General features: G+C 62.1%; 14 protein-coding genes. 12 read left to right on the forward strand and 2 right to left on the reverse strand.

The genetic code is table 11. The annotated features are described in order from the left end of the window. Nucleotide 1 precedes the first annotated feature (1 nt). The 4 genes from AC3WOY_RS18055 to AC3WOY_RS18070 all read left to right on the forward strand — a co-directional run bounded on the left by AC3WOY_RS18055 (nt 2) and on the right by AC3WOY_RS18070 (nt 3,893). Nucleotides 2-625 carry an ANTAR domain-containing response regulator gene (locus AC3WOY_RS18055; protein ID WP_492426218.1) on the forward strand — a complete coding sequence of 208 codons (624 nt, stop codon included), beginning with the start codon at nt 2-4 and terminating at the stop codon, nt 623-625. A gap of 327 nt (nt 626-952) precedes the next feature. Further along, complete coding sequence (locus AC3WOY_RS18060; protein WP_492429350.1) at nt 953-2,140, forward strand: CmpA/NrtA family ABC transporter substrate-binding protein; 1,188 nt, start codon at nt 953-955, stop codon at nt 2,138-2,140. Between the two features lie 9 nt (nt 2,141-2,149). Continuing rightward, nucleotides 2,150-3,067: a nitrate ABC transporter permease gene (ntrB, locus tag AC3WOY_RS18065; protein ID WP_492426220.1), complete on the forward strand. Its 918-nt coding sequence runs from the start codon at nt 2,150-2,152 to the stop codon at nt 3,065-3,067. Nucleotides 3,068-3,077: 10 nt separating this feature from the next. After that, a complete protein-coding gene (locus AC3WOY_RS18070; RefSeq protein WP_492426222.1) occupies nt 3,078-3,893 on the forward strand; it encodes an ABC transporter ATP-binding protein in 816 nt (271 codons plus the stop codon). Nucleotides 3,894-3,945: 52 nt separating this feature from the next. Here the strand turns inward: AC3WOY_RS18070 and AC3WOY_RS18075 are convergent, their stop codons facing one another. Both AC3WOY_RS18075 and AC3WOY_RS18080 read right to left on the reverse strand, forming a co-directional pair. Then, entirely contained in the window at nt 3,946-5,649 is a 1,704-nt protein-coding gene (locus AC3WOY_RS18075; protein WP_492426224.1) for a bifunctional protein-serine/threonine kinase/phosphatase, read from the reverse strand. An 88-nt stretch (nt 5,650-5,737) separates the two neighbouring features. After that, the gene (locus AC3WOY_RS18080) at nt 5,738-6,952 is read right to left on the reverse strand and encodes a nitrate/nitrite transporter (RefSeq protein ID WP_492426226.1); all 1,215 of its coding nucleotides are present in this window, start codon (nt 6,950-6,952) and stop codon (nt 5,738-5,740) included. Nucleotides 6,953-7,222: 270 nt separating this feature from the next. On the opposite strand from AC3WOY_RS18080, the gene nirB reads away from it, so the two are divergent. From nirB to alr, 8 genes are all read left to right on the forward strand, one after another. Next, nucleotides 7,223-9,661 carry a nitrite reductase large subunit NirB gene (nirB, locus tag AC3WOY_RS18085; protein ID WP_492426228.1) on the forward strand — a complete coding sequence of 813 codons (2,439 nt, stop codon included), beginning with the start codon at nt 7,223-7,225 and terminating at the stop codon, nt 9,659-9,661. Nucleotides 9,662-9,711: 50 nt separating this feature from the next. After that, a complete protein-coding gene (locus AC3WOY_RS18090; RefSeq protein ID WP_420476146.1) occupies nt 9,712-9,834 on the forward strand; it encodes a hypothetical protein in 123 nt (40 codons plus the stop codon). Between the two features lie 10 nt (nt 9,835-9,844). Beyond that, nucleotides 9,845-10,198, forward strand: a complete 354-nt coding sequence (nirD, locus tag AC3WOY_RS18095) for a nitrite reductase small subunit NirD (protein ID WP_492426230.1) — start codon at nt 9,845-9,847, stop codon at nt 10,196-10,198. Next, on the forward strand, nt 10,195-12,978 hold the full coding sequence (locus tag AC3WOY_RS18100) for a nitrate reductase (protein ID WP_492426232.1): 2,784 nt from the start codon (nt 10,195-10,197) through the stop codon (nt 12,976-12,978). The genes nirD and AC3WOY_RS18100 overlap by 4 nt, the downstream gene beginning before the upstream one ends. Before the next feature lie 113 nt (nt 12,979-13,091). Then, nucleotides 13,092-14,330 (forward strand): bifunctional glutamate N-acetyltransferase/amino-acid acetyltransferase ArgJ, encoded by a 1,239-nt coding sequence (gene argJ, locus AC3WOY_RS18105; RefSeq protein ID WP_492426234.1) that lies wholly within the window; start codon nt 13,092-13,094, stop codon nt 14,328-14,330. 1 nt (nt 14,331) lies between these two features. Beyond that, on the forward strand, nt 14,332-15,207 hold the full coding sequence (locus AC3WOY_RS18110; RefSeq protein ID WP_492426236.1) for an ATP-binding protein: 876 nt from the start codon (nt 14,332-14,334) through the stop codon (nt 15,205-15,207). A 12-nt stretch (nt 15,208-15,219) separates the two neighbouring features. Beyond that, on the forward strand, nt 15,220-15,639 hold the full coding sequence (locus tag AC3WOY_RS18115) for an NUDIX domain-containing protein (RefSeq protein ID WP_492426238.1): 420 nt from the start codon (nt 15,220-15,222) through the stop codon (nt 15,637-15,639). A gap of 265 nt (nt 15,640-15,904) precedes the next feature. Further along, the gene (gene alr, locus AC3WOY_RS18120; protein WP_492426240.1) at nt 15,905-17,059 is read left to right on the forward strand and encodes an alanine racemase; all 1,155 of its coding nucleotides are present in this window, start codon (nt 15,905-15,907) and stop codon (nt 17,057-17,059) included. Nucleotides 17,060-17,080: the final 21 nt, after the last annotated feature.

Raw genomic sequence — 17,080 nt, forward strand, 5'->3', positions numbered from 1 at the left:
CATGAACGACTCCAAACAACTCAAGATCGTTGTCATCAACTCCCTCGTCGTCCCGGAAGGGGCGGACAGGGCGACGCAACTGCAGGCCGAGCGTGCCCGTGCGATCCGCATCGGCCTGCTCGAAAGCGGCTACAACATCCTCGCGGCGCTGCCGCCGGACGCCGACCTGGAAGAGCAGATCGCGCAGCTTCAGCCCGACGTGATCATCGTCGACGAACAGTCAGACGCCGCCCTGAAAAAGGTGGTGTCCGCCACGGCCAACGAGCGCCGCCCCATCGTCTGCTTCACCGAAGACAACGACAGGGAAAAGATGCATGCGGCGATCGAGGCCGGCGTCTCCGCCTACGTCGTGGCAGGCCTCTCTGCGGACAGGGTCAAGGCGGTGCTCGACGTGGCCATCGCCCGCTTCGAAGTCGACCAGAAACTGCGCCACGAACTCTCCGAAACCAAGCTCAAGCTGGCCGAACGTAAAGTCATCGAGCGCGCCAAGGGCTTGCTCATGGAGCGCCATCATTGCACCGAGGACGAGGCATACAAGAAACTGCGCCGCCTCGCCATGGACAAGAACCTCAAACTGTCCGAAGTGGCGCAGCGCATGCTCGACGTCGCCGATCTGCTCATCTGAGCGCCCTGTTTTAATGCAGTGCACGAAATGAGTGCGTAGATCCCTCTTAATCTGGATCAAATCTGTAGGAAACTGGCTGACAAACGTTGGCACACCACTTGCAATTAGGGATCAAGCGCCAATGGCGGCGCACCGATTGAATACCCCGTCCTGACCAATGTTGGTGAGGATGGTTTGGACAAAGGCGTCCGTTCACGCGAGTCTCGACTCGTGGTGACGGACGCCTTTCTTTTTGCCAGTTTCGAAATCACTCATGAGGACATCATGACTATAAAAGCATCCAAAACGAACCTGACTCGTCGCAGCCTGATCAAGGCAGGTGCCGCAATGACTGCGGGCGCCTTTGGAGGATTGGCCACGCAAGGCGCATGGGCGGCCGGCTCCGACAAGCCAGAGAAAGAAGAAGTCAAAGTCGGCTTCATTCCGCTGACCGACTGCGCTTCGGTAGTCATGGCGTCCGTACTGGGCATCGACAAGAAATACGGCATCAAGATCACACCGACCAAGGAAGCGTCGTGGGCGGCAGTGCGCGACAAGCTGGTCAACGGCGAACTCGACGCGGCCCATGTGCTGTACGGCCTGGTGTATGGCGTTCATCTCGGCCTCTCCGGTCCCAAGAAGGACATGGCCATGCTGATGAACCTGAACCACAACGGGCAGGCGATCACGCTGTCCAAGAAGCTGGCCGACAAGGGCGCGGTCGATGGCGCGTCGCTGGCCAAGCTGATGCAGACCGAGAAGCGCGAATACACCTTCGCGCAGACCTTCCCGACCGGCACGCATGCGATGTGGTTGTACTACTGGCTCGCGGCGCACGGTATCGACCCCATGAAGGATGCGAAGATCATCACCGTGCCGCCGCCGCAGATGGTTGCCAATATGCGTGTCGGCAATATGGACGGCTACTGCGTAGGCGAACCCTGGGGGCACCGCGCAATCATGGACGGCATCGGCATCACCGGCGTCACCACGCAGGACATCTGGAAGGATCATCCTGAAAAGATCCTTGGCACGACCGCAGAATGGGTAAAGAAGTATCCGAACACTGCGCGGGCGATGACCGCGGCCGTGCTGGAAGCCAGCAAGTGGATCGACGCCGGCCTGCAGAACAAGCTGAAGATGGCGGAAACCGTCGCCGACAAGTCCTACGTTAACACCAGCGTCGATGCAATCAACCAGCGCATCCTCGGCCGCTACCAGAACGGAATGGGCAAGACATGGGACGACCCGAACCACATGAAGTTCTTCAATGACGGCTACGTGAACTTCCCGTACCTGTCGGACGGCATGTGGTTCCTGACGCAGCACCGCCGCTGGGGGTTGCTCAAGGAAGACGTCGATTACCTGGCTGTCGCCAAGCAGATCAACCAGATCGACCTGTACAAGGACGCCGCCAACATGGCCAAGGTCAGCGTGCCGAAGGATCCGATGCGCACCTCCAAGTTTATCGACGGCGTGGTGTGGGACGGCAAGAACCCGAAGGTGTACGCGGGTTCATTCAAGATCAAAGCTTAAGAGGGCATCATGAGCGCAGTCATGGACAACGTATTGAACAAGCCGGTCGAGCCGGTCTCCGAATCTCCTCCCAAGAAAATGAACGCACACGCAGAAGCCAAGAAGGAAGCAAAGCCCGTTGCGGCGATTGCAAGCGAGAAGAAAGTTTCGTTGAAGCCCTTCTTCCTCGCAGTCCTGCCGCCTATCCTCGGCCTGGCCCTGCTGGTCCTCGTATGGGAAATCGTCGCCGCCAAGAGCACCGGCTTTCCGTCGCCGATGGTGACGCTGGAGCACGCGATCAAGCTGTTCTCCGACCCGTTCTACCAGAAGGGGCCGAACGACCAGGGCATCGGCTGGAACCTCTGGTCCTCGCTCAAGCGCGTCGGCACCGGCTTCGGCATGGCGGCGCTGGTCGGCATCCCGCTCGGCTTCATGATCGGCCGCTTCAAGTTCCTGTCGGGCATGTTCAACCCTATCATCAGCCTGCTGAAGCCGGTATCACCGCTCGCGTGGCTGCCGATCGGCCTGCTGGTGTTCAAGGCCGCCAATCCGGCGGCGATCTGGGCGATCTTCATCTGCTCGATCTGGCCGATGATCATCAACACCGCCGTCGGCGTACAGCGCGTGCCGCAGGACTACATGAACGTCGCCAAGGTGCTGAACCTGTCCGAGTGGAAGATCGTAACCAAGATCCTGTTCCCGTCGGTGCTGCCCTACATGCTGACCGGCGTGCGCCTGGCGATCGGCACTGCATGGCTGGTGATCGTTGCGGCCGAAATGCTGACCGGTGGCGTGGGTATCGGCTTCTGGGTGTGGGACGAATGGAACAACCTGAACGTGCCGCACATCATCATCGCCATCGTCGTGATCGGTGTCGTCGGCCTGCTGCTGGAACAGACGCTGGTCGCGATTGCCAAGGCATTCACCTACGAAGAAGTCCGCAATTAAGGAGCGCATCATGGACAACACAAGCAAGTTCATCGAAATCCAGAAAGCGGAAATGGTGTTCCACACCAACAAGGGCACCTTCCACGCACTGCGCGACATCAACCTGAACGTGAAGAAGGGCGAGTTCGTCACGCTGATCGGCCACTCCGGCTGCGGCAAGTCGACGCTGCTGAACCTGATCGCCGGCCTGCTCACCGCGACCGACGGCACCCTGCTGTGCGCCAATCGCGAGATCGCCGGTCCGGGGCCGGAGCGCGCGGTGGTGTTCCAGAACCATTCGCTGCTGCCCTGGCTGACCTGCCATGAAAACGTCTATCTGGCGGTGGAGCGCGTCTTCGGCGCGACCGAAAGCAAGGCTAAGCTGAAGGAGCGCACCAAGGCCGCGCTCGCCCTCGTCGGATTGACGCACGCCGAGCAGAAGCGCCCGCATGAAATTTCCGGCGGCATGAAGCAACGCGTCGGCATCGCACGCGCGCTGTCGATGGAGCCGAAGGTGCTGCTGATGGACGAGCCGTTCGGCGCGCTGGACGCGCTGACCCGCGCCCACCTGCAGGATGAGTTGCTGAAGATCGTTGCCAAGACGGAATCCACGGTGGTCATGGTGACGCACGATGTGGACGAGGCCGTGCTGCTGTCGGACCGTATCGTGATGATGACGAACGGCCCGGCCGCGACCATCGGCGACATCGTTCATGTGCGCCTCGACCGTCCGCGCGACCGTGTGGCGCTGGCGCACGATCCGCTGTACATCGAGTACCGCAGCGCGGTGCTGGAATTCCTGTATCACCGCCAGGCACATCCTGCGGCGATGAAGGAAGCTGCCTGACAGGGTATGACGAGGGTGGAAGGACGGCGGGGGCTTCGGCCCCCGTTGTCTTTTATCGTGCCACGACGAGATAAAGCAGGAGCAGGTTGATCACAATCGAGATGGTCGCCATTGCACGCCACAGCGCCACCGGATCGCGTTTGGCCAGCGGCGCCGGCGTCCGCGGCGGAACGGGGTTGCTGGCGCCGCGTTCGAGCGCGAGCAGGAATTCCTCCGCGGTTTCGAAGCGGTCGGCAGGATCGCGGGCCACCGCGCGCAGGAGCACGTTCTCGAGCCACAAGGGAATTTCCGGGCGATACCTGCTCGGCAGCACCGGTTCGACGAAACGGGGGCGCTGGAAGGGTTCGATCTCGCCGTACGGATAGTGACGGGTCAGCATCAGGTACAGCGTCACGCCGGCGGCATACACATCGGTCTGGCGTGAGGGCGGCGCGTTCTCGAACTGCTCGGGGGCCAGGAAAGACGGTGTCCCGGCCTGCGGTGCATTCAGCGGCACCTCATCTTCCAGGCCGGACATGGCGACGCCAAGATCCAGCAGGCGCAATTCGCCATCCGTTCCCAGGTGGACGTTGCCCGGCTTGATATCTCGGTGGATGATGCTGCGCCGGTGCAGGGCGCCGAGGGCGCGCACCAGCTTCTCGCCGATCGCGACCGTCTCGGGCGCCGTGAAATGCGCGCCTGCATCCAGCTTCTGCTGCAGTGTTTCGCCTTCATGCCAGGTGGTCAGGTAATACAGATAGTTCTTCTGCTCGGGCGTGATCACCTGCGGGAAGAAGCGGGCGACGACCCGCTTGGCCAGCCACTCCTCATGGGCGAAGGCGGATCGCTCGTGCGGATCGCCCGCACGGTCCGGATGCAAGGTCTTCAGGACGAGCTGACGCTGCGTCTTGGGATCGAGCACGCGATACAGCAGGGTGGCCTGCGAACTGTGGATCACGGTTTCGACGGTGTATCCGTCGATGGTCTGTCCCGGTTTCAGTTTCGGCGGAACCGGCAACTGCGCGGAGACGGATAGCGCGTCGCGCAGGTTCTCTTCCGGCAGGCTGTCGACGCGCAGCACGAGCGCGCTGCAATTGTCGGTCGAGCCGGACGCCAGCGCCGCCTTGACCAGCGCGTCGGCGCAGGATGCCGCATCCCAGCTTCCCATTGCCACGTCCGCCAGCGCATGGGTGATGTCGTACTCCGTCATGCTCGACCACACACCGTCCGATGCCAGCAGCAGCACATCCCGCTCGCGCAGCTCCCCCATGCCGTGGTCGATCGCGAGGCGGGTATCGAGGCCGATCGCACGCGTAAGGACATGCTGCATCTCGGGGCGGTCCCACACATGGTCGGTCGTCAGACGGGTAAGCGCACCGCCACGCAAAAGGTACAGCCGCGTGTCTCCCACGTGCGAAAAGTAATAGCAATTGCCGCGCAGGACGACCGTGGTCAGCGTGGTCGCCATCCCGGCCAGTTCCGGCCGCACCGATCCCTGTTTCTGCACCCAGCTGTTGATGGCCTTGATGACCTTGTCGAGCGCCTGCGTCACGGGCCAGGTATCGGGCGTGGCGTAGTAATCCGTGAGCAGGCCGCGCACCGTGTACTCGGATGCTTCGCGGCCGCCTTCGTTGCCGGAAACGCCGTCGGCGATGGCCGCGATCAGGCCCTTGGTCGACAGTTCGGGCTCGTTCGGCGTGACCATGCCGACGAAATCCTCGTTTCTCTCGCGCAGGCCTGCGAGCGTGCTGTGTCCGATGCTGACGGAAAGGGGCATGATGGAGTCTGGTGTAGGCGATAAAAAACGGCGGGAGCGGCGAACTGCATTCGCCGCTCCCGCCGTCCATGTTACTCAAATTCCGGGGTTAAATCTTCGCTGTTGTCATCGCAGCACTGCCCCAGGTCGTACGCCAGCGCCCCTTGACCGCGGTGAGTCCCACGAGGGCCAATATGGCCAGCGAAGCGAACAGGGTCAGGCCGAGCTGGTAGCTGCCGGTAATCTGCTTCGAATAGCCAAGGCTGGATGCGAGGTAGAAGCCGCCAATGCCGCCGGCCATGCCGACCAGGCCGGTCATCACGCCGATCTCCTTGCGGAAGCGCTGCGGAACCAGCTGGAACACCGCGCCGTTGCCCGTGCCGAGCGACAGCATGGCAAGCACGAATACGACCAGGGCGAGTTCATAGGATTGCAGCCCGGTGCTGGCGATGAACAGGAACAGGGCGGCCAGCACATACATCAGCGACAGCGTCTTGATGCCGCCGATGCGGTCGGCAACGATCCCCCCTACAGGGCGCACCAGCGAACCGGCAAACACGCAGGCGGCAGTGAAGTAGCCTGCTGTCACCGGGGACAGGCCGTACTGGCTGTTGAAGTAGATCGTCAGCGACGAAGCCAGGCCGGAGAAGCCGCCGAAGGTTACGCTGTAGAAGAACATGAACCACCAAGCATCCTTGTCCTTGAGCACATGCAGGTATTCGACCATTGCCTTGGGCGGCGGGGCGGTGGGCGAGTCTTTCGCAAAGATCATGTACACGATAAAGGCTACGCCAAGCGGAATCAGGCACCAGCCGAAAACGTTCTGCCAGCCGAAGGCGATGGCGAGTGACGGTGCAAACAGGGCGGCGAAAGCGGTGCCGGAATTGCCTGCGCCGGCAATGCCGAGCGCCGTACCCTGGTGCTCGGGCGGATACCAGCGGGATGCGAGCGGCAGCGCAACGGCAAATGCTGCGCCGGCAACGCCAAGCAGGATGCCGAGCGTGAGCATGCTTTCATAGCTGTTCAGCTGTCCCAGCCATGCCCACGTAAGGCCTGCAATCACGACGACCTGGCCGATAGCACCGGCCTTCTTGGGTTTCAGGTGATCGACCAGCACGCCCATCACAATGCGCAGCAACGCGCCTGCGAGAAGGGGGGTCGCGACCATCAGGCCCTTCTGGGCAGGTGTAAGAGCAAGATCTTTCGAGATTTGCACGGCGAGCGGCCCGAGCAGTACCCAGACCATAAAGCTCAGGTCGAAATAGAAAAAGGAAGCAAGCAAGGTCGGCGTATGACCCGCCTTCCAAAACGACGTCGTTTTCATGATGCGCCTTTGCACCGAAGTTGGAATTGGTGTGCACTATGCAATCGCCGTGCCACGCGTTTTCGTGCGTCAACTCGCTATTAATAGGGCATGAAGATATCGAACGTGCTCCCTGCACGAGCGATGTGAAGATGTTGCACTGCAACGGTGCGCTTTTCTCTTCATCCCGGTGCGTTTACCCGAATTCCGCATTGGCACCGCTCTTGCTAAGAAACTCCCAGGATCATTTTTGTAGCTTCAATGGCGAAGCGGAGTGGAGGAGGAGCTTTAATGAAGAAGCTGAAATTAGTCATGGTTGGTAACGGTATGGCCGGTGTGCGCACGCTCGAAGAGCTGATCAAGATCGCCCCGGACATCTACGACATCACCGTATTCGGCGCCGAGCCCTACGCCAACTACAACCGCATCCTTCTGTCGCCGGTGCTCGCCGGGGAGCAGACCATCAAGGACATCATGCTCAACGATGTCGACTGGTATGCGGAAAACAACATTACTCTCCACCTCGGCAAGAAAATCGCGAAGATCGACCGCGTCAAGCGCCAGGTCATCGCAGAAGACGGCACCACTGCGGAATATGACCGCCTGCTGCTGGCCACCGGTTCCAATCCCTTCCTCCTGCCCGTGCCCGGCAAGGAACTGAAGGGCGTGATCTCCTACCGCGACATCCAGGACACCAACGCGATGATCGACGCCGCCAAGGTGCACAAGCACGCCGTCGTCATCGGCGGCGGCCTGCTCGGCCTGGAAGCGGCCAACGGCCTCAAGCTGCGCGGCATGGACGTCACCGTCGTGCACCTGCCGGCCTGGCTGATGGAGCGCCAGCTCGACCCGACCGCCGGCAAGCTGCTGCAAAAATCGCTGGAAGACCGCGGCCTGAAGTTCCTTCTTGATAAAAACACAAAGGAAATCGTCGGCGACGAAAACGGCAATGTGAAAGCCATCCGCTTCACCGACGGCCTCGAAGTTTCCGCCGAACTGGTGGTCATGGCGGTCGGCATCCGCCCGAACACGACGCTCGCCGAATCGGCCGGTCTGTTCTGCAATCGCGGCATTGTTGTCAACGACACCATGCAGACCTATGACCCGCGCATCTATGCCGTGGGCGAGTGCGTGAATCACCGCGGCACGGCGTACGGTCTTGTCGCGCCGCTTTTCGAGATGGCGAAAGTGTGCGCCAACCATCTCGCCAATTTCGGCATCGGGCGTTACCAGGGGTCCGTGACCTCGACCAAGCTGAAGGTTACCGGGATCGACCTGTTCTCCGCCGGTGAATTCATGGGCGGCGAAGGAACGGAAGAAATCGTTCTGTCCGACCCGATCGGCGGCGTGTACAAGAAACTGGTCATCAAGGACAATAAGCTGGTCGGCGCCTGCCTGTACGGCGATACCGTCGACGGCACCTGGTACTTCAAGCTGCTGCGCGAAGGCAGGGACATCACCGAAATGCGCGACACGCTGATGTTCGGCGAATCGAATACCGGTCGCCCGGGTGATACCGGCCACGAAGGCTTCACCCGCGCGGCAGCGATGCCGGACGACGCCGAGGTCTGCGGCTGCAACGGCGTGTGCAAGGGCACCATCGTCAAGTCGATCAAGGAAAAGGGCCTGTTCACCCTGGAAGACGTGCGCAAGCATACGAAGGCATCCGCCTCCTGCGGCTCCTGCACCGGCCTTGTCGAACAGATCCTGATGGCGACCGCCGGGGGCGACTATTCCACGTCGAGCAAGGCGAAACCGGTTTGTGCCTGCACCGACCATTCGCACCAGGAAGTGCGCGACGCGATCAAGGTCAACAAGCTGCTGACGATCGCCGGCACCATGAAGTTCATGGAATGGCGCACCCCGAACGGCTGCTCGACATGCCGTCCGGCGCTGAACTACTACCTGATCTCCACCTGGCCGCACGAGGCGAAGGACGATCCGCAATCGCGCTTCATCAACGAGCGCGCGCATGCCAACATCCAGAAGGACGGCACCTACTCGGTCATCCCGCGCATGTGGGGCGGCGAGACTACCGCAAAAGATTTGCGCCGGATCGCCGACGTCGTCGACAAGTTCCAGATCCCGACGGTCAAGGTGACTGGCGGCCAGCGGATCGACCTGCTGGGTGTGAAGAAGGAAGACTTGCCCGCCGTCTGGAAAGAACTCGACATGCCCAGCGGCCATGCCTACGCCAAGGCGCTGCGCACCGTGAAAACCTGCGTCGGTTCGGAATGGTGCCGCTTCGGTACGCAGGATTCCACCGAGATGGGCAAGCAGCTCGAGCGCGCGATGTGGAAAATGTATGCGCCGCACAAGGTGAAGATCGCCGTCTCCGGCTGCCCGCGCAACTGTGCCGAATCCGGCATCAAGGACGTGGGCGTGATCGGCGTCGATTCCGGCTGGGAGATCTATGTCGGCGGCAACGGCGGCATCAAGACCGAGGTGGCGCACTTCTTCGCCAAGGTGAAGACGCACGAGGAAGTGCTGGAGTATTCCGGCGCCTTCCTGCAGCTCTACCGGGAAGAAGGCTGGTACCTCGAGCGCACCGTGCACTATATTGGACGTGTAGGCCTCGACCATGTGAAGAAGAAAGTGCTGGAGGACGAGGAAAACCGCAAGGCACTGTACGAGCGGTTGCTGTTCTCGCTCGACGGCGAGCCGGACCCCTGGCATGAACAGGAAAAGGCTCAGGTTGACGTGCGCCAGTTCGAACCGTTGAGCGTGTAACGAACCAATCCGCCGGACGGTTCCGATTGATTTCTTTGAAAGGAACGACCATGACCATCTATCTTGCAGCCATCGTGCTGGCCGTTGCGGCCACTTCCGCCATCCTCGGCACCTGCATGCTCCATGGATCGTTCGACCGGGCTGCTCCCGTGCACATCGTCCAACTCAAATAAGGGAAAGCACATGCCGCAACAATGGAAAGCCGTCTGCAACGTCGCAGACATCCCCGTGCTCGGCGCACGGGTCGTCAATCGGGCAGCGAAGCCTGATGTGGCGATTTTCCGCAACAGCGAAGACAAGATTTTTGCCTTGCTCGACAAGTGCCCGCACAAGGGCGGCCCGCTGTCGCAAGGGATCGTATTCGGCGAGCGCGTTGCCTGTCCGCTGCACAACTGGAACATCCAGCTCGACTCCGGTTGCGCGGTGACGCCGGATGAAGGCTGCACGCAAAGGTTCAGCGTCAAGGTGGAAGACGGCAAGGTCTTCCTCGACGCTGAAGAATTGAGTTCCCTGGCGATCGAGGTCAAGGCCGAATGAGTGCATCACGCGAAACGAAAGCCACCTGCTGTTACTGCGGCGTCGGCTGCGGCGTCATCGTCGAGAGCGATGGCGAAAAGATCACCGGCGTCCGCGGCGATCCGGACCATCCCGCCAATTTCGGACGGTTGTGCACGAAGGGCAGCACGCTGCACCTGACTGCCAACCCGGTGTTGCAGCAGCAGGCTCGCGCCCTGTATCCCGAAATGCGCGTCTCGCGCGATGGCGGACGCGACAAGGCATCCTGGAACGATACGCTGGATTTCATGGCGAGGAAATTTGCCAGCACCATCCGCGACCACGGGCCGGACAGCGTCGGCTTCTACATTTCCGGCCAGTTGCTGACGGAAGACTATTACGTCTTCAACAAGCTTTCCAAGGGCCTGGCCGGCACCAACAACATCGACACCAATTCGCGCCTGTGCATGTCGAGCGCGGTGGCCGGCTACAAGCAGACGCTGGGCGCCGATGCGCCGCCTGCCTGCTATGAAGACTTCGACCACGCCGAAGTGATCTTCATCGTCGGCTCGAACACGGCCTACGCGCATCCCATCATCTATCGGCGGATCGAAGCGGCGCGCAAGGCAAACCGTGCGCTGAAGATGATTGTCGCCGACCCGAGGCGGACCGATACGGCCCGAGACGCCGACCTGTACCTGCCCATCCTGCCCGGCACGGATGTCGCGCTGTTCAACGGCATGCTGCACATCTGCCTATGGGAAGGCTGGATCGACGATGACTATATCAACGCGCATACCGAGGGCTTCGACGAGCTGAAGCGCACCGTGCGCGACTACACACCGCAGTTCGTCGCCGAAACCTGCGGCATTTCCGAGGAAGACCTGGCGACGGCCGCCCGCTGGTTCGGCAAGTCCAAGGCATCGCTCTCGCTCTATTGCCAGGGCCTGAACCAATCGACTTCCGGCACCGCCAAGAATGCGGCACTGATCAACCTCCACCTCGCGACGCACCAGATCGGCAAGCCGGGCGCAGGGCCGTTTTCGCTGACGGGACAGCCCAACGCGATGGGCGGGCGCGAAGTCGGCGGACTGGCAAACCTGCTGTCCGCCCACCGAGACATGGCCAATGCGGAACACCGTGCGGAAATCGCGCGCCTGTGGGGCGTCGAGGACGTGCCGGCAAAGCCTGGCAAGACGGCGGTCGAGATGTTCGAGGCGGTGCGCAGCGGCGAAATCAAGATCCTGTGGATTGCCTGCACCAACCCCGCACAGTCGCTGCCCGACCAGAAGCTGGTGCGCGAGGCGCTGGAAAAGGCGGAGCTGGTGATCGTGCAGGAAGCCTACAAGACCACCGTCACCGTCGATTACGCGGACGTGCTGTTGCCTGCCACGACATGGGGCGAAAAGGAAGGCACGGTCACGAATTCCGAGCGCCGCATCACGCGCTTCAAACCTGTCCTGCCCAAGCCTGCCGAGACGCGTCACGACTGGGAAATCGTGATCGACTTTGCCCGCCGGCTGGAAACGCTGATGGGCAAGGAAAAGACGATCTTCCCCTACGCCAACGCCGAAGAGATCTGGAACGAGCACCGCGAATCCACCCGCGGCCGCGACCTCGACATCACCGGCCTTTCATACAAGATCCTGGAAGAGCAGGGGCCGCAACAATGGCCCTTCCCGGAGGGCGCGGCCGAAGGCAAGAAGCGCCTGTACGAAGACGGCGTGTTCCCGACGGCCAGCGGCAAGGCGAAGTTTGTCAACACCGTCTACAAGCCGGTCGCCGAACCGGTCGATGCGCGCTTCCCGTTCCGCCTGACCACGGGGCGCCAGCGCGACCAGTGGCATGGCATGAGCCGCACCGGCACGGTGGCGCAATTGTTCTCGCACGCCGCCGAACCGGCGGTCATGTTGTCGAAGGCCGACATGGACCGCCGCATGATCGCCAACGGCGACCTGGTGCACGTGACCAGCAAGCGGGGTTCGCAGATCCTGCCCGCGGTGGCGAGCGACGACATCCGCGCCGGGCAAGCCTTCATCGGCATGCACTGGGGCGAGGAATACGTATCGGGCCGGGGCAGCGACGGCAACGGCACCTTCGGCGTCAACGCGCTGACCCTGCCGGCGTTCTGCCCGAGTTCCAAGCAACCGGAACTGAAGCATGCCGCCGTCAAGATCCTGAAGGCGGAGCTGCCGTGGCGCTTCCTCGTGTTCGGCTGGATCGACCAGGACAAGGCGCTCGCGCTCCAGTCCGCGCTGCGGCCGTTCATGCGGCGCTTCAGCTATGCATCCTGCACCCTGTTCGGGCGCGACAAGGTGGGCGTTTTCTTCCGTGCGGCGGACGACTATCCGGCCGATCCGGCACTGGTGCTGGAGATCGAAACGCAGTTCGGCATCTCCGGCGCGGAAGTATTGCGCTACGACGATGTCCGTCGCGGCAATGCGCGCCATATCCGCGTGAGCGACGGCAAGCTGGCGGCGGTATCGCTCGCCGGCGATACGTCGGCCGAGCACTGGCTGAAGGAATACCTGGAAGGCGAACAACCGGTGGCCGCCCTCGGCCGTCTCCTGCTGATGCCATCGACCAAGGCGCCGCAGGGCTTCAAGGCGCGCGGCAGGATCGTCTGCAACTGCTTCAACATTGCCGAGGCGGAAATCAACGAGGCGCTGGTGAAGCATGACTGGATCAACCAGGGGACGCCGGACGGTGTCCTGGCTACCCTGCAGGGACAGCTCAAATGCGGCACCAATTGCGGTTCCTGCGTGCCGGAGCTGAAGAAGATCATCCTGCACCAGACGCCATCGGCTAAGGCTGCGGCCTGAATCCTGCCACCAAAGCTTCCCGCTCCGTTGCCGTCCTCGCAACGGAGCGCGGCCTCCCGTGAGGGTTTAAAATAGCGTTCCCACTTTTCCGTCACTCAACGCACCCGAACGCCATGGCCGTCAATCTCCCCCTTCCCATCGCCGCCAACCTGAAACCCGTCGCAGGGATCGAACTGGGTTTTGCAGAAGCAGGCATCCGCAAAGCCAACCGCAAGGACTTGCTGGTCATGAAGCTGGCGCCGACCGCCACCGTATCGGGCGTGTTCACCAAAAACCGCTTCTGCGCGGCGCCGGTCCAGGTTTGCAAGGCGCATCTGGAAGGTGTTCGCATGTCGGGCACGCCGATCCAGGCGCTGGTCATCAACACCGGCAACGCGAACGCCGGCACGGGCGAATCCGGCCTGGCCAACGCCAATGCGACCTGCGAGGCGCTCGCCGCCCTGCTGGGCTGCGCACCGTCGCAGATCCTGCCGTTCTCGACCGGCGTCATCCTCGAGCCGCTGCCGGTCGACCGCATCAAGGCCGGCCTGCCGAACGCCATCGCCAACCTCAAGGCCGATAATTGGTACAACGCCGCGGAAGCGATCATGACCACCGACACGCAGCCGAAGGCCGCCTCGCGCACGGTGACGATCGCCGGCAAGCAGGTCACCTTGAGCGGCATCAGCAAGGGCGCGGGCATGATCAAGCCGAACATGGCCACCATGCTCGGCTACCTCGCGATGGATGCCAGGGTCGCCCAGCCGGTGCTCGACCACATGGTGAAGGCGGCTGCCGACAAATCCTTCAACTGCATCACCATCGACGGCGACACGTCGACCAATGACTCCTTCATGGTGATCGCGACCGGCGCGGGCCAGCTGGAAGTGAACGACATCGCCTCGCTGGAATACGCCGAGCTGGCCGCCGCCGTCACCGCGATCTCGCAGGAACTGGCGCAGATGATCGTGCGCGACGGCGAGGGCGCCACCAAGTTCATGACCATCACGGTGGAAGACGGCACCTCGGTCGAAGAGTGCCGCCAGATCGCCTACTCCATCGGCCACTCGCCGCTGGTGAAGACCGCCTTCTATGCCTCCGATCCCAATCTGGGCCGCATCCTGGCCGCGATCGGCTATGCCGGCATCGACGACCTGGATGTCAGCAAGATCAACCTCTACCTTGACGATGTCTGGGTGGCGAAGAACGGCGGCCGCAATCCCGACTACAAGGAAGAAGACGGCCAGCGCGTGATGAAGCAGAGCGAAATCACGATCCGCGTGAAACTGGCTCGCGGCAATGCCTCGGCCACGATCTGGACCTGCGACTTCTCGCACGAGTACGTGAGCATCAACGCCGACTACCGTTCCTGACATGACGCAACTCGATCAATTCCTCGAGCGCGCGGAAGCACTGCTGACGCGCATCGAAGCCTTCCTGCCCCATGCCGCGCGCAATGTGGATTGGGACGCCTCGAACGCCTTCCGCTGGCGCAAGCCGGGCGGCAAGGGCAGCCGCGGCTACCTGCAGCCGGTCGCACATATGTCGCGCATCGCCTTTTCCGACCTGCACAACATCGAGCCGCAGAAACAGCAGATCGAGCAGAACACGAAGCAGTTCGTCGAAGGCCGCCCGGCCAACAACGTGCTGCTGACCGGTGCGCGCGGCACCGGCAAGTCGTCCCTGATCAAGGCCTGCCTGAACCAGTATGCGTCCCAGGGCTTGCGCCTGATCGAAGTGGACAAGGACGACCTGTGCGACCTGCCCGACATCGTCGATCTCGTCGCGGGACGCCCCGAACGCTTCGTCATCTTTTGCGACGACCTGTCCTTCGAGGAAGGCGAGGGCGGCTACAAGGCGCTGAAGGTAGCGCTCGACGGCGGCCTGACCGCGCAGTCGGACAATGTGCTGATCTACGCAACGTCCAACCGCCGTCACCTCATGCCTGAGCGCATGTCGGACAACGCGACCTACGTGCACACAGAGGACGGCGACCTGCACCCGGGTGAAACGGTTGAGGAAAAGATCTCGCTGTCCGAACGCTTCGGACTGTGGGTGTCCTTCTATCCGTTCAAGCAGGACGACTACCTCGACATCGTGGGACACTGGCTGCGCCACTTCGGCTGCAACGCGCAGCAGATCGAGGACGCGCGTGCCGATGCATTGCGCTGGGCATTGCAGCGCGGCTCGCGCTCCGGCCGCGTGGCATGGCAGTTCGCCAAGGACCATGCCGGCAAGATCCGGCAATAAGGCTTTCTCCGCATGTCAAAAACCACTGCAACACCCATCGACGTCGCCGTCGGCATCCTCATGAAACCGAACGGCGACGTGCTGCTCGGCCAGCGCCCCGACGGCAAACCCTATGCCGGCTACTGGGAATTCCCCGGTGGCAAGGTGGAGCGGGGCGAGGATATCCTCGATGCGCTCAAGCGCGAATTCGTCGAGGAGCTTGGCGTCCGGGTGCTCTCCGCCGAACCGTGGTGCGGCGTCGAGCACGTCTATCCCCATGCGCATGTACGCCTGCATTTCTACATCAGCCGCGAATGGGCAGGCGAACCGCAAAGCCTGGAAGGGCAGGCTTTCGCGTGGCAGGGGACGCTCGGCGTCGAGCCGCTGTTGCCGGCGACCATTCCCCTGATTGAATGGCTGGACCGAGTGCGCTACAGCAAGCCGGGTTGCTGAGGCTGTATTTATTTGAATACACTGTACAAATTTTTGTACAGTGTATTTTTAGTTAAAAATTCTCTTTTATTTCAATGGCTTAATCTGCGCGCAAGTATTGGCTGTACATTTTTTTGTACACCTGAGCCATGCGCAATATTGGCCAAAATACCGTTAACTCCTTGAATTAATTGAATTAATTATTCTGGCACGCCAGTTGCTGAACCGTTACGAAACATGACCGGTACAGGCCCACCTCCGGTCGATGACACGCAACGAGGGGACAATGGCGGATCGGGAAAAACAAGCCGGAGCGGTACTTACCATCGACCTGGGCGCGGTCCGCGCCAACTATCGCTTCCTGCGTTCCCGGCTCGCCGGCGCAAGCTGCGGCGCCGCCGTCAAGGCCGACGCCTACGGCCTCGGTGCCATTCCCGTTGCCAAGGCACTCGCAGCGGAAGACTGCCGCCACTTCTTTGTGGCCCATCTTGACGAAGGCATCGCACTGCGTGCGCACCTTCCCGCCTCCGTGGACATCTTCGTGCTGCACGGTCCGCTGCCCGATACCGAACTCGAGTTCGTCGAGCATCGCCTGATTCCCGTCCTGAACAGTGCATCGCAGGTCGCCGGCTGGCGGCAGGCCGCCCGCATTGTCGCCCGGCGCCTGCCCGCGGTTGTCCAGCTCGACACCGGCATGTCGCGCCTCGGGCTGTCGCCCCAGGAAGTCGAGAACTGGCTGTACGACCCGGATTTCCTGCGCGGCATCGACCTGCGCTACCTGATGAGCCACCTCGCCTGTGCCGAGCGGCAGGACCATCCGATGAATGCCGCGCAGCTGGAAACATTTCAGGCACTGCGGAAAAAGCTCCCGCAATGCCGCACGAGTTTTGCCAATTCGTCGGGAATCTTTCTCGGCCATGCATACCATGGCGACCTCGTCCGCCCCGGCGCAGCACTTTACGGGATTGCGCCTGTACATGGCGCATCCAACCCGATGCAACCCGTCGTGACGCTGCAGGCGAGGGTAATCCAGACGCGCGTCATCGAGCGCGGCGATTGCGTGGGCTATGGCGGCACGTACCGGGCAGCAGGGCGGCGCAGGATCGCAACGATCGCTACGGGATATGCGGATGGGTGGCTGCGCAGCCTGAGCGGGCGCGGCTTCGCGCAGGTCGGCGGCGTCCGCGTGCCGCTCGTCGGCAACGTGTCGATGGATACCCTTGCGCTTGACGTGACCGACGTTTCTCCTGAGCGCGTGCATGCCGGCGCGTTCGTCGACCTCATTTCCGCTGCGCAGCCGGTGGACGACGTTGCTGCCCTCGCGGGAACCATCGGCTACGAAATCCTGACCAGCCTCGGCGCCCGTTATCACCGGGACTACGCCGACTCGCACACTCCGCGCGCATCGCAGCAGCCGGAAGCAACCGAATTCAGCAACTGACCACCTGACAGAGGGACTATC

It is taken from the genome of Noviherbaspirillum sp. FW303-A3 (assembly GCF_058788695.1).